Here is a 13,945-nt window from a genome sequence, read left to right as displayed (position 1 = left end):
AGCCTGACTGAGTAACATAAAAAAATCCGTAATCCCTGTGAGATTACGGATTTTTGCAGAACTGGAGGATCGTTCAACCGATCATTTCGGGCTTAACTGATCGGCATTACGCCATAAATGGCGCCCCTACGTTTGGGGGTTGCCGTTTTTTGTAGGGTCGCCATTTATGGCGACCAGGAATTCTGAGGACATTTCATGCTGGAGTTGTTTAAAGCCATCGGGCTGGGTTTGGTGGTGATTTTGCCGCTCGCCAATCCGCTGACCACCGTGGCGCTGTTTCTCGGCCTGGCCGGAGAGATGAATTTCCAGGAGCGTAATCGCCAGGCGATGCAGGCCTCGATCTACGTGTTCCTGATTATGATGGTGGCGTGGTACGCCGGCAGCGCAGTGCTGCACACCTTTGGTATCTCAATTCCCGGCCTGCGCATGGCGGGCGGGCTGATTGTGGCGTTTATCGGTTTTCGCATGCTGTTTCCGGCCAAACCGGTGGGGCATTCGGTCGAAGCCGAGCATAAGCAGGATGAGCTGGACGCGACCGATAGCAATCGCGAAAGCGTCAACATCGCGTTTGTGCCGCTGGCGATGCCGAGCACCGCGGGTCCTGGCACCATTGCGATGATCATCAGTTCCGCGTCGACGGTCAAATCGGGCGTGGATTTCCCGGCGTGGGTGGTTGCCGTTGCGCCGGTGCTGATATTTCTGACCGTGTCGGTGATTCTGTGGATTTCACTGCGTTGTTCGGGTGCCATCATGAAGCTGGTTGGTAAAGGTGGGATCGAAGCGATTTCACGTTTGATGGGCTTTTTGCTGGTGTGTATGGGCGTGCAGTTCGTGATTAACGGCGTGTTAGAAGTGATTCATAATTATCATTGATATTAAGACCTTAAAAAAGGTCGCCATGAATGGCGACCTTACGGTTTTATTTCAATGTTTTACGTACTTCTGCTACCTGATCTTTCGTCACCGCTGGCGCATTGTTGCTCCAGCCCTGACGAATGAAGGTCGCCAGTTTGGCCACTTGATCATCATCCAGACGCTTAGCAAAACCTGGCATCGCCAGCGTTGATGGCGCCTTCTCAGTCGATGGCTGCTGCGCACCGGCCAGAATGGTGTGGATCAAACCGCTTGGATCCTTGGCATTGACGATCGTCGCCTGATCCAGCTCCGGGAAGATCCCCGGCGCGCCTTTACCAGTGACAAAGTGGCAAGCGCCGCAGTTGTCGATATACAGACGCTCACCTTCCGACAAGCCTTTCGCGGCAGTCAGTTTCGCTTCCGTCGCCTGCTGTTTCTTCACGTCGTATGCCTGCAACGCCGGGTTGCCGCCAATGAACTTCAGATAGGAGGCAATCGCTTTCAGGTCAGCATCGGTCATGTGCGAGCTCGAATGCTCAATTACCGACTTCATCTCTCCGCCCACCGCTGCTTTGTCGTTACGACCGGTTTGCAGATAATCAACGATCTCCTGCTCGCTCCAGCGCGGCAAACCACGCAGTGACGGCACATCCCAGTTATTCAGGCTGCCACCAGCAAGGAACTGATCGTCGCCGCTATCCAGCGCTTTCTCGTTCATACCGAGGCCGCGTGGCGTATGGCAGCTGCCGCAGTGACCGAGGCTTTCCACGATGTACGCACCGCGATTAACCTCTTCTGACGCGCCACCAATCGGCTGGAATGGCTTGTCAGAGGTGAACGCCCAGTTCCAGAAGCGCATGCCCCAACGCTGGCTGAACGGGAAGCTGAGATCGGTTTCCGGCGGCTGCTCGCTGCTCGGCTTCACGCCTTTCATGAAGTAGACGTAGAGCGCGTGCATATCGGCATCGGAGATTTTGGCGTAATCCGGATACGGCATCGCCGGATAGAGGCGCGACCCGTTCGGCAACACGCCTTTGCGCACCGCGTCCGAGAACTGCTGCTCGCTGTAGTTGCCAATGCCGTGCTCTTTGTCCGGCGTGATGTTGGTGGAGTAAATGGTGCCGAGATTCGACTCAATCGCCAAACCACCGGCGTAATCCCCTTTACCAGAAACGGTATGGCACGCCATACAGTCACCGAGACGCGACAGGTATTCACCCTGCTTGATCAATTGAGCTTCATCTTCCGCGTGTGCCTGCACTGCAAAGCTGCCCAGCAGCACGGCGTTGGCGATTAACAATGATTTTAATTTCATGCGCTTATGCCTGTACCAGTGGACCGGGATTTTTCAGATAATGTTCTTTGATCGCTTGTGCCGCCATCAAGGTGATCGCGCCGATGGTATCGGTCGGGTTCGCCTGGAAGTTTTGCGGGAAGGCGTTGCCGCCCGGCACAAACACGTTATGAACATCCCAGCTCTGCAGGTACTTGTTCAATGCAGAGGTTTTCGGGTTATCGCCCATCACCGCGCCGCCCACGTTGTGGGTCGAAACGTATTTGGTGAGGTCAAAATCCGCGCCCATCGGCAGGAAGCTCATGCTCATGCTGTCTGGGTTCAGCTCTTTAGCGATGTTGCCGACGATGCCTTTCAGATGCTGTTGCAGCTTCAGTTCGTTCTCTTTCCAGTTGAACGTCATACGCAGCAACGGCTGACCGCGATGGTCGGTGTAGTTTGGATCCAGATCCAGATAGATATCACGGTACGACTGGCACGTGGTGGTGATGCTGATCTTCATGGAATGGTTGTACCACTCCTCCAGACCTTCCTTGTAACCCATGCCCCAGCTCGGTGTGCCTTTCGGCAACGCAGCGGCCATTGGCGTACCGGTGGCCTGTGAACTGTGGATCTTGGCGCCGCCCAGGAAGCCGAGGCCCGGACCGTCGAAGTTGCCTGGCGAGATGTCGTTGAACATCTGGCCGGTGGCGCCGGCGGTGGCGTAAGAGTTGAAGTTTTTGTCTTTGAAGAACAGGGTTGCGCCGCCGTTCGACAGGAACGCGTAGTTACGCCCTACCACACCTTCTTCGGTGATTGGGTTATAAGGCTTGCCGATACCGGAAAGCAGCATCAGGCGCACATTGTAGAGCTGGAAGCTGGAGAGCACCACGATCTTCGCTGGCTGGAACACTTCGTTGCCGTCCACATCGTAGTAAATCACGCCCTTGGCGGTTTTCTGGTCGTCGTGCAGCACCACTTTCACCACTTCGGCGTGCACTTCGTAAGAGAAGTTTGGCATGCGCTTCAGCGCATCCATCACCGCAGTTTGGGGTGAGGCTTTTGAGTAATTTAGGCACGGATATTTGGAGCAGTAGCCGCAGTAGTTGCACGGCGCGATCTGGTTGCCATACGGGTTTTTCCACGCGCGCGATACGCAGGCAGAAGGGTTAGGGAACGGATGATAGCCGAGTTTGGTGGCCGCCTCTTTGAACATCACGTTGTTCAGCGTGTCTTCCAGCGCAGGCAGCGGATAAGGTTCAGAGCGTGGGCCTTCAAACGGATCGCCGCCCGGCAGAATCTGGCCGCGCAGGTTGCCGGTATTACCCGATTGACCGCAGATCAGCTCAAACTTGTAGTAATACGGCTCGATCTCTTCCCAGGTGAACGGGAAGTCCATCACGCGCATATCTTCCTGCAGGATGCCTGGCTTGTAGGCCTCATCGACGTAGGTTTTCAGCTTGATATCGGTTGGGGTAGGACGAATCAGTACCGCCGTCCAGTGCATACCCGCGCCGCCGACGCCGGTACCCGGCGCAAACGCGCCCCATTTACGGGTGGGCAACGCCGTCTGGCTGCTGTTGTAACGCACGGTGACTGCCACTTCTTTCGGCGTGGCGAACACTTTGTTACGCACGTTGTAGGCGTATTCATCAGCCGGTTTCGGGTAAGCGAAATCCGGGTAATCACGCTCGCCGCCGCGCTCTAATGCGCGTACTTCGAGTCCCGCCATCGCCAGTTCGATACTCATCAACGAGCCGGCCCAACCGAGGCCGCAAACGACGACGTCGACTTCTTTCTTTGTAATCTGTGCCATGTTAATCCTGTCTCACATACCAAAAACGGGGGTGTGCTTACGCGCTTTCACCCAAGAGGCTGACCGGTCCCAGCGGGTACGGCACGTTGTGCTGCTTCACCCATTCGGTAAAGCTGGCGCGTGCGCCCGGGAAGCCGATGGCAATCCAGGCTTTCATGCCTTTGTTGCCGCCGTACATCGGGTCAGCGAGGTAGCCGTGTTTGGTATCTGAGAGCAGCTGGCTGAAGAACTGCGAGGCTTTCAGGTTCTCTTCGCCCAGCGCGGCGAAGTCGATACCGTCGTTTTTGTTCACTTTGGTGAGGACCGCATCTTTCTCTTCCAGTGACAGCGCATGGAACGGTTTCTGGAAGTTGCTTTGCGTCCATTGATTCACCAGCTTGATACCGGTTTGGTACATCTGCTGTGGCGTGAACGGGATTTGATAACCCATGGTGGCAGGCGCATGCACGTTGAAAGGACCTTGCATGTAGATCTCTGCCCCAAACTCCGGGCTGTGCAACTGCTGATCGATAAAGATCGGCACGTTGGTTTCCAGTGCACCTGGCGCTTTACCTTTGCCGCCGGCGGGAATCAGACGATCGGCTGCGGCCAGAATAAATTGCCACTCATCGGCACTGAAAAAGATCGGTTTATAGTCGGCGAGCTCAGGTGCTGCCATTTCCGCAGCTTGCGCCGCAGTCAATCCCTTAAATACCAGGTCACTTAATGGCAAAGCCAGAAGCGACCCAAGTAAAAACTTACGTCTGGTGGTCGGTTTATTTAGAAGCATGGCGCGACGACTCTCACTTGCTAAGAAAGATAATTATTTTTGTTAATGGCTTTATAAATCGGTAAATAACCTGGCAATCTTAGGGATATAGGTATTTCTGAATGTAAAAATTCAATAAAGGATGTGTTTTGATGAAATTCAATCATCATGTTGAATTTAGGTTAAGGCTTGGTAAAAGGCTTTCGAGGGGAAAAATACGGTTTTAACCGTACATTTGATGGGATATTGGCACTAATCAGTGGGCATTTGACCAGGTATTATCGCGCGAAGAAATAATCGCACAAATGAATCAATGAAAAAAAATCATACTTCCATACCAGAGAATTATTCTCATTTATAACATCCTATTTACTTTATTGACCAGCAGATGAACGATCTATTTCGCGAAAATGACAAGTCGCGCACAAAACAAACGCAATAATACCTCAAGGTAATCAATTGTTATTTTCCGGCACAGCTCAGAACAAACCGGCATTTTGCCAACGCGACGGCAGAGATAGAGTGAATTTATCTATCACTCAGGACAATAATAATGCGCTCACTGATTTTACTCGTCGCTTTATGGGGCAGCAGCTTTGCACTGCACGCCGCCACACCGAAAGATACCCTTGTCGTCGCCGTCCCGCTCGACGGCATTATTAGCTTCGACCCCGCTGAAAGCTTCGAAACCGTCAGTAACAGCGTGCAGCACAACATCTACCAAACGTTAGTGGAGGCGGATCGTAATGATCCACAGAAACTGGCTCCGCTGCTGGCCACCCACTGGCAACAAGGCAGCACGCCGCACAGCTTAGTGTTCAACATCCAACCCGACGCACACTTCTCCAGCGGCAATCCGGTGACGGCGCAGGATGTGATCTTCTCACTGACGCGCGCGGTACAGCTCAACAAAGCGCCCTCTTTCATTCTCGCCGAATTTGGCTGGACCAATGAAAACATCGCCAGCCAGTTTAAAGTGCTGAATGACCATCAGCTGGAGATTCATTGGCCAGCGCAGATTGGTCAGAACCTGGCGCTGCGCCTGCTGACCGCGCCGGTGGCCTCGGTGGTGGATAGCAAAACCGTGCAGCAACACGTCGCTAATAACGATCTCGGCAACGGCTGGCTGCACACCAACTCCGCCGGCAGCGGCGCATTTATCCTTCAGCAATATGTGCCGCAGCAGGCGCTGGTGCTGAGCGCCAACCAACAAGCTAATCCGCAGCCGAAGCTGAAACGCATTCTGCTTAAAGGCGTGGCGGATGCCGGTGCGCGTCGTCTGCTGATTCAGCAAGGCGATGTCGATGTGGCGTATCAGCTTGGCCCGGATCAGATTGATGCGCTGAAGAGCGACAAGAACCTGCGCATTGAAGCCTTCCCATCGAGCCTGGTTTACTACCTCAGTTTCAATACCCAAGACAAAGCGCAACCGGCATTAGGCAATCCGGCGCTGTGGCAAGCCGCGCGCTGGCTGGTGGATTACCATTCCATCTCGAAGGATTTGCTGAAAGGTCAGTACCGCATTCATCAGAGCTTCCTGCCTCAGGGCTTTGACGGCGCGCTGGACGATCAGCCGTTCCACTACGATGTGGCGAAAGCCAAAGCGATTTTAGCCAAAGGCGGCATCAAGCCAGGGACGAAGTTTGCGCTGACGGTGATCAATCAGCCGCCCTACATTGACGTGGCGCAGGCGCTGCAGGCCAGCTTCGCCAAAGCCGATGTGCAGATTGAGTTGCAGCCGGTGGCGGAATCCGAGCTGTGGAGCAAAATGCGCGGTCGCGATTTCCAGTCGATCTTCATCTATTGGGGCGCGGACTATGTCGATCCGAACACCAACGCCAGCGCCTTTGCGTATAACGTGCCGGGCGGTTCCAAAACCCTGGCGTGGCGCGTCGGCTGGGATATTCCGGATCTGAGCGCGAAAACCCGCGCTGCCGCCGGTGAAAGCGATGCCGCTAAGCGCCGCGCGCTCTATACCGAGTTGCAGAAAACCGTGCAACAGAACTCACCGTTCGTAGTGACGCTGCAGGGCGCACAGCAGGTGGCGGTGCGGAATAACGTGAATCATGTGCAGCAAGGGATTGGCGTGAGTTTGCTGTTTTTTGATTCGGTGCAGAAGTAGTTTAGAGCGTGCTCGCATTCCCCCTCCTCGGTCCTCCCCCATGAATGGGGGAGGAAGATGCTGCCACATGTCAGTACTGAAGCTGCATGTGGCAGCGTCTCCTTCCCCCACTCGTGGGGGAAGGCCGGGATGGGGGACAGCAGGCACATAATTACGCCTTTTTTGGCACAATCCTCCTCTCTCCTCTCACGCCGCTTGCTATCCTTTCAGGCATAACCTATTGCCTGAGAGCGAAAAAATCATGACCACTCCGTTACTGATTGCCCAAACGCCTGACGTTCAACTGCATCTTCTCTCCAACATGGCCAACCGCCACGGTTTGATCACCGGCGCCACCGGTACCGGCAAAACCGTCACGCTGCAAAAGCTGGCGGAATCCTTCTCCGATATCGGTGTGCCGGTGTTTATGGCCGATGTGAAAGGCGATCTCACCGGCATTTCCGCTGCGGGTGAAGGTGCGGAGAAGCTGCTGGCGCGTCTGGCGAAGATTGGCGTTACCGACTGGCAGGCGCAGAAAAATCCGGTGATGGTGTGGGATATTTTTGGTCAGCAAGGCCATCCAGTGCGCGCCACGGTATCCGATCTCGGCCCGCTGCTGCTGGCGCGTCTGCTCAACCTCAACGAGGTGCAATCGGGCGTACTGCAAATCATCTTCCGTATCGCCGACGATCAGGGCTTGTTGCTGCTGGATTTCAAAGATCTGCGCGCCATGACGCAGTACATCGGCGACAACGCCAAGGCCTTCCAGACGCAATATGGCAACATCAACAGCGCGTCCGTTGGGGCGATTCAGCGCGGATTGCTGGCGCTGGAGCAGCAAGGTGCCGAGCACTTCTTTGGCGAGCCGATGCTGGATATCCGCGACTGGATGCGCTGCGACAACAACGGCAAAGGCTTTATCAACATCCTCTCAGCGGAAAAGCTCTATCAAATGCCGAAACTCTACGCCACCAGCCTGCTGTGGCTGCTGGCCGAGCTGTATGAGCACTTGCCCGAAGCCGGCGATCTCGATAAGCCGAAAATGGTGTTCTTCTTCGACGAAGCGCATCTGCTGTTTACCGATGCGCCGCCGGTGCTGCTGGAGAAAGTGGAACAGGTGATTCGCCTGATCCGCTCGAAAGGCGTTGGCGTCTATTTCGTTACGCAGAATCCCGCCGATATTCCCGACAACGTGCTGGGCCAGCTCGGCAACCGCGTGCAGCACGCTCTGCGCGCCTTTACGCCGAAAGATCAGAAAGCGGTAAAAAGCGCCGCTGAAACCATGCGCGCCAATCCGGCGTTTGATACCGTCGAGGCGATTCAGGCGCTCGGCACTGGCGAAGCACTGATCTCCTTCCTCGATGAAAAAGGCAGTCCATCGATGGTGCAGCGGGCGATGGTGATTGCGCCCGGCTCGCGCATGGGGCCGGTAAGCCAGGATGAACGTAACGGCCTGATTAACAACTCGCCGCTGTATGGTAAATACGACACGGAAGTGGATCGTGAATCGGCATTCGAAATGCTGCAAAAAGGCGTGCAGGCCACCACGCAGCAAGCCAATGCACCGGAAGCCAAAGGCAACAATGTTGCCGTCGATGATGGCATTCTCGGCGGCCTAAAGGAGATCTTGTTCGGCAGCACCGGCCCGCGCGGCGGCAAGCGTGACGGCGTGGTGCAGAGCGTGGCAAAAAGTGCCGCGCGCCAGGTCACCAATCAGATCATTCGTGGTGTACTTGGCAGCCTTCTTGGCGGACGTCGTCGCTAATACCCGTCATACTTCAAGCCGCAGGTGCGTTGGCTGCATGTCTTCCTGCAACTCGAATTATTTAGGGTATTTAAGGAGCTATGGATAAATTTCAACAACTCAAGCGCAGCAAACGTCTGGCGCTGTCGCTGCTGCTGATAGCGGCAGCGACTTTTGTGGTAACGCTGTTTTTGCCCCCCAACTTTTGGGTACTCGGGCTGAAGGCGATTGCCGAAGCGGCGATGGTCGGTGCATTAGCCGACTGGTTCGCGGTGGTGGCGCTGTTCCGCCGCGTGCCGGTGCCCTTTATCTCGCGTCATACGGCGATTATTCCGCGCAATAAAGATCGCATTGGCGAGAATCTGGGTCGCTTCGTGCAGGAGAAATTCCTTGATACCGATTCGCTGCTGGCGCTGATTCGCCGCCACGATCCCTCGCAGATGCTGGCGCAGTGGCTGAACACGCCGGGCAACGCCGATCGCATTGGCCGCCATCTGTTGCAGGTGATGCGCGGTTTTCTCGATCTCACCGATGATCAACGCATTCAGCGTTTTCTGCGCCGTGCAGTGCATCGCGCACTGGATAAGGTTGATCTCACCCAATCCAGCGCGCTGCTGCTGGATAGCCTGACGAAAAATAATCGCCATCAGGAGCTGCTGGATGCGGCGGTACAACAGCTGCTGCGCCTACTGCACAAGCCTGGTACGCGCGAGTTTATCGCCGCTCAGATTGTGCGCTGGCTGAAGCGCGAGCATCCGATCAAAGCCAAAATGCTGCCGACCGAATGGCTGGGCGAGCACAGCGCCGATTTGGTGGCGAATGCGGTGGATTCGATACTCGATCAGGTGGCGCTCGACCAGGGACATGAGTTACGTCTCGGCTTTGACCGCGCGGTGCAGCGCTTGATTGAACGGCTGAAAAGCGATCCTGAGATGGCGGAACGCGCCGAAACCATCAAGAGCTGGCTGAAGGAAGATGAGTCGTTCAATCGCTATATTGGCGAGCTGTGGCAGGATTTACGTGGCTGGCTGAAAGACGATCTGAACAGCGAGGATTCGCGGGTGCAGGAGCGCGTCCGGCTGGCGGCACTGTGGCTGGGCGAAACCCTTGCGGCCGATGAAGCGCTGCGCGCTTCTATGAATCAGCATCTCGAAGACGCTGCACGTAGCGTGGCGCCGGAGTTTGCTGCCTTCCTGACGCGCCATATTAGCGATACGGTGAAAAGCTGGGATGCGCGCGATATGTCGCAGCAAATTGAGCTGAATATTGGCCGCGACCTGCAGTTTATCCGCATTAACGGCACGCTGGTTGGCGGGACAATTGGGCTGATTTTGTATTTGTTGTCGCAGGTGCCGGGGTGGGTTGAGCGTATTCAGTAAAAAGGTCGCCATAAATGGCGACCCTACAAGGCTTATCGGCGTTTCATCAGCAGGAACAAGCTGATGGCGAAGAACGCGCCGCTTGGCAAAATCGCACCCAGAATCGGCGGCAAACCGTAGACCAGACTCAGCGGACCAAAGATCTGGTCCAGCACGTAGAACAGGAAGCCAAAACTGATCCCCGTCACCACGCGCACGCCCATTGATACGCTACGCAGCGGACCAAAGATAAACGACAGCGCCATCAACATCATCACCGCCACTGACAGCGGCTGGAAGATTTTGCTCCACATATTCAGCTGGTAGCGCCCTGAAACCTGGCCGCTCTGCTTGAGATATTTACTGTAGTTATACAGGCCGGTGATCGACAGCGCGTCCGGATCCAGCGCCACCACGCCGAGCTTATCGGGCGTCAGGTTGGTTTTCCATTCGCCGCTCAGCGTTTGCGAGCCGGTAATCTGTTTCGCGTCTTGCAGATCCGATTCATCGACCTGCGACAGCGCCCACAGCTTTTTATCCGCATTCCAGGTGGCACTCGCCGCATAGCGAACACTCAGTAATCGACGCTGATCGCTGAACTTGTAGATGCTGACGCCATCAATTTCGTTATCACCTTTGATACGCTCGATGTAAATGAAATCGTTGCCGTCCTTCGCCCACAGGCCGTTTTGCGTCGAGACCAGCGAGCCGCCGTACAGCTGCTGCGCACGGTAGTTACGCGCCATCTGTTCGCCCTGCGGCGCAACGAATTCGCCCACCGCCATGGTTAACAGCACCAGCGGAATCGCCGTTTTCATCACCGCCAGCGCCACCTGCATGCGGGTAAAGCCCGATGCCTGCATCACCACCAGTTCGCTACGCTGCGCCAGCGTGCCCAAACCGAGCAATGCGCCCAGCAGCGCCGCCATCGGGAAGAATATTTCAATATCCTTCGGTACGCTGAGCAGCGTGTAGTAACCGGCGTCCAGCGCGGTATAGGCGCCCTGCCCGGTTTTACGCAGCTGATCGACGAACTTGATAATGCCCGACAGCGACACCAGCATGAACAGCGTCAGCATGATGGTGTTGAAGATGGTTTTGCCGATATAGCGGTCAAGAACCTTAAACATCAGACCGATCCTCCACGGCTAAAGCGCGCACGGATGCGACGCATCGGCACGGTATCCCACAGGTTCAGCAGCACCGCCAGCGCCAGATAGGAGAAGTTCACCACCCACATCCAGATGGCCGGATCGAAGCGGCCTTTCGCGGCGTTGGAGCGCAGAGAACTCTGCAGCAAGAAGAAGATCAGGTACAGCAGCATGGCCGGCAGCATCGACAGCACACGGCCCTGACGCGGGTTAACCACACTGAGCGGCACCACCATCAGCGCCATAATCAGCACCGCGAACACCAGCGTTAAGCGCCAATGTAACTCCGCCTGGAACTGCGGGGTTTTGGTCTGGAACAGCGTGCTGATATCCGCCTGATCGGCATCGTTCGGATCGAGCGTGGCCTCTTTGTAGCCTATAACCGCCTGATAGTTGACGAAGTCGGTAATGCGGAAGTCACGCAGCAAGGCGGTGCCTTCAAAACGCGTGCCTTTGTCCAGCGTTACCACTTGCGAGCCATCTCTTTTCTGCTCCATGTGGCCGCTATCAGCCAGCACCACCGATGGACGTGCATTGCCTTTCGGACGCAACTGCGCCAGGAATACGTTACCGAAATGGTTGCCCTTCACATTTTCAACAAACAGCACCGCATTGCCGTCGCTGGAGGTCTGGAACTGTCCAGCCGCCAGCGCCGCCGCGCCTGGGTTGGCTTTGGCGTTTTGCGTCACTTCCTGCTGATAACGTGAGGACCATGGCCCTAACCAAATGACGTTGACCGCCGCCACAATTGATGTGAACAGCATCAGGATCATCGCGGCTTTGATCAGCACACTTTTCCCCAAGCCGCAGGCATGCATCACCGTGATTTCACTTTCGGTGTACAGCCGCCCAAGGGTCATTAAAATCGCCAGAAACAGGCTTAGGGGCAGGATAAGTTGTGCCATTTCAGGCACGCCAAGTCCTAACAATGTCAGAACTAAGTTTGTTGGAATTTCGCCATCCACCGCAGCTCCCAAAATCCGCACTAACTTCTGGCAAAAGAAGATAAGTAGCAGGATGAAGAGGATAGCCAGCTGGCTTTTGAGCGTTTCCCGAACCAGATATCTAATGATGATCACGCTTAGTACGCCTGTGATAACTTGTCTTTTTGCAGGAAAATCGCTAGTTTCAACGCTTATCAGCCATTTTTCTTCATCAATGGCCGTCATCGTAGCTAAAATAGTATGACGAACGCGTTAGCGTGGTGAAAAAACAACATACTTGTCACCACCACTCATTATGACTACCGGCGTTGAATTGTCATGGCGTCGTAACGAATTAATGAGTTACGAGCGCGCTACATTCTAACGACAGCTTAGGCCGTTGTCTTTAAGATTCAGGAGAGTGCATGGAGTTCAGTGTAAAAAGCGGTAGCCCGGAAAAACAGCGTAGCGCCTGCATTGTTGTTGGCGTTTTCGAACCGCGCCGTTTGTCACCCATTGCTGAGCAGCTGGATAAAATCAGCGATGGCTACATCAGCGCCCTGCTGCGCCGCGGTGAACTGGAAGGAAAAGTGGGCCAAACGCTGCTGCTGCACCATGTGCCAAATATCCTCTCCGAACGCATCCTGCTGATCGGCTGCGGTAAAGAGCGCGAGCTGGATGAGCGCCAGTACAAGCAGGTGATTCAAAAGACAATCAATACCTTGAATGATACCGGCTCGATGGAAGCCGTGTGCTTCCTGACTGAACTGCACGTGAAAGGCCGCAATACCTACTGGAAAGTGCGTCAGGCGGTCGAAACCTCGAAAGAAGCGCTCTATAACTTTGATCAGCTGAAAAGCAACAAAGTCGAGCCGCGCCGTCCGCTGCGTAAGCTGGTGTTCAACGTGCCGACCCGCCGTGAACTCACCAGCGGTGAACGTGCTATTCAACACGGTTTAGCTGTGGCTGCCGGTGTGAAAGCCGCAAAAGACCTCAGCAATATGCCGCCAAATATTTGTAACGCCGCGTATCTGGCGTCGCAGGCACGTCAGCTGGCGGATGCGTACAGCAAAAATGTAACAACCCGCGTCATCGGCGAACAGCAGATGAAAGAGTTGGGGATGAACGCCTATCTGGCGGTCGGTGCCGGTTCCCACAATGAATCGCTAATGTCGGTGATTGAGTACAAAGGCAACAACGATCCGGAAGCACGTCCAATTGTGCTGGTCGGCAAAGGGTTAACCTTCGATTCCGGCGGTATCTCGATCAAACCCGCCGACGCGATGGATGAGATGAAGTACGACATGTGCGGCGCGGCGTCGGTGTACGGCGTAATGCGCATGGTGGCAGAACTGAATCTGCCGCTGAACGTGGTGGGCGTGCTGGTGGGCTGTGAAAACATGCCAGATGGCAAATCAATGCGTCCGGGTGACGTGTTAACCACTATGTCAGGCCAAACCGTTGAAGTGCTAAATACCGATGCCGAAGGCCGTCTGGTGCTGTGCGATGCGCTGACCTACGTTGAACGCTTCGAGCCAGAAGTGGTGATTGACGTCGCCACGCTGACCGGCGCCTGCGTGATTGCGCTGGGTCATCATGTCAGCGGTTTGATGTCGAACCACAATCCGCTGGCGCATGAGCTGATCAGCGCATCTGAGCAGTCTGGCGACCGCGCCTGGCGTCTGCCGATGGCGGATGAGTATCAGGAGCAGCTAGAATCCAATTTTGCGGATATGGCGAACATTGGCGGCCGTCCTGGCGGTGCGATTACGGCGGCCTGCTTCCTCGCGCGCTTTGCACGTAAGTTTAACTGGGCGCACCTGGATATCGCCGGTACCGCATGGCGTTCCGGTAAAGCCAAAGGCGCAACCGGTCGTCCAGTACCGCTGCTGTCGCAGTTCCTGCTGAATCGCGCAGGGTTGAACGGCGACGATTGATTTGGTGATGGCTGTCCCCCATCCCGGCCTTCCCCCACA

The 13,945-nt window shown here is 55.4% G+C and carries 10 protein-coding genes; 5 read left to right on the top strand and 5 right to left on the bottom strand.

Annotated features, from left to right (window positions below):
• Positions 1-195 precede the first annotated feature (195 nt).
• Positions 196-873, top strand: coding sequence for a MarC family NAAT transporter (locus tag PanJK_RS15570; RefSeq protein WP_265300919.1), 678 nt, complete (start codon positions 196-198; stop codon positions 871-873).
• Between the two features lie 46 nt (positions 874-919).
• Here the strand turns inward: PanJK_RS15570 and PanJK_RS15565 are convergent, their stop codons facing one another.
• The 3 genes from PanJK_RS15565 to PanJK_RS15555 are packed head-to-tail and all read right to left on the bottom strand — an operon-like array spanning position 920 to position 4,713.
• Positions 920-2,170 carry a c-type cytochrome gene (locus tag PanJK_RS15565; RefSeq protein ID WP_008104225.1) on the bottom strand — a complete coding sequence of 417 codons (1,251 nt, stop codon included), beginning with the start codon at positions 2,168-2,170 and terminating at the stop codon, positions 920-922.
• 4 nt (positions 2,171-2,174) lie between these two features.
• Complete coding sequence (locus PanJK_RS15560) at positions 2,175-3,944, bottom strand: GMC family oxidoreductase (RefSeq protein ID WP_008104227.1); 1,770 nt, start codon at positions 3,942-3,944, stop codon at positions 2,175-2,177.
• Between the two features lie 37 nt (positions 3,945-3,981).
• Positions 3,982-4,713 (bottom strand): gluconate 2-dehydrogenase subunit 3 family protein, encoded by a 732-nt coding sequence (locus tag PanJK_RS15555; protein ID WP_256698309.1) that lies wholly within the window; start codon positions 4,711-4,713, stop codon positions 3,982-3,984.
• 532 nt (positions 4,714-5,245) lie between these two features.
• Between PanJK_RS15555 and PanJK_RS15550 the strand changes: the two genes are divergently transcribed.
• The 3 genes from PanJK_RS15550 to PanJK_RS15540 all read left to right on the top strand — a co-directional run bounded on the left by PanJK_RS15550 (position 5,246) and on the right by PanJK_RS15540 (position 9,916).
• The gene (locus PanJK_RS15550) at positions 5,246-6,814 is read left to right on the top strand and encodes an ABC transporter substrate-binding protein (protein WP_265300913.1); all 1,569 of its coding nucleotides are present in this window, start codon (positions 5,246-5,248) and stop codon (positions 6,812-6,814) included.
• A gap of 241 nt (positions 6,815-7,055) precedes the next feature.
• Positions 7,056-8,558 (top strand): helicase HerA-like C-terminal domain-containing protein, encoded by a 1,503-nt coding sequence (locus PanJK_RS15545; RefSeq protein ID WP_265300911.1) that lies wholly within the window; start codon positions 7,056-7,058, stop codon positions 8,556-8,558.
• Positions 8,559-8,638: 80 nt separating this feature from the next.
• The gene (locus tag PanJK_RS15540) at positions 8,639-9,916 is read left to right on the top strand and encodes a DUF445 domain-containing protein (protein WP_265300909.1); all 1,278 of its coding nucleotides are present in this window, start codon (positions 8,639-8,641) and stop codon (positions 9,914-9,916) included.
• Positions 9,917-9,948: 32 nt separating this feature from the next.
• On the opposite strand, the gene lptG is transcribed toward PanJK_RS15540, so the two are convergent.
• Together lptG and lptF are read right to left on the bottom strand one after the other, a co-directional pair.
• Complete coding sequence (lptG, locus tag PanJK_RS15535) at positions 9,949-11,025, bottom strand: LPS export ABC transporter permease LptG (RefSeq protein WP_008104239.1); 1,077 nt, start codon at positions 11,023-11,025, stop codon at positions 9,949-9,951.
• The gene (lptF, locus tag PanJK_RS15530; RefSeq protein WP_256698305.1) at positions 11,025-12,125 is read right to left on the bottom strand and encodes an LPS export ABC transporter permease LptF; all 1,101 of its coding nucleotides are present in this window, start codon (positions 12,123-12,125) and stop codon (positions 11,025-11,027) included. The genes lptG and lptF overlap by 1 nt, the downstream gene beginning before the upstream one ends.
• Positions 12,126-12,394: 269 nt before the next feature.
• Here lptF and pepA point away from each other — a divergent pair, with 269 nt between their 5' ends.
• Positions 12,395-13,906, top strand: a complete 1,512-nt coding sequence (gene pepA / locus PanJK_RS15525) for a leucyl aminopeptidase (RefSeq protein ID WP_256698304.1) — start codon at positions 12,395-12,397, stop codon at positions 13,904-13,906.
• Positions 13,907-13,945: the final 39 nt, after the last annotated feature.

This window comes from Pantoea sp. JK, assembly GCF_026130245.1.
GTDB classification, from domain to species: Bacteria; Pseudomonadota; Gammaproteobacteria; order Enterobacterales; family Enterobacteriaceae; genus Pantoea; species Pantoea trifolii.
This window is presented reverse-complemented; position numbering and strand designations above follow the sequence as displayed.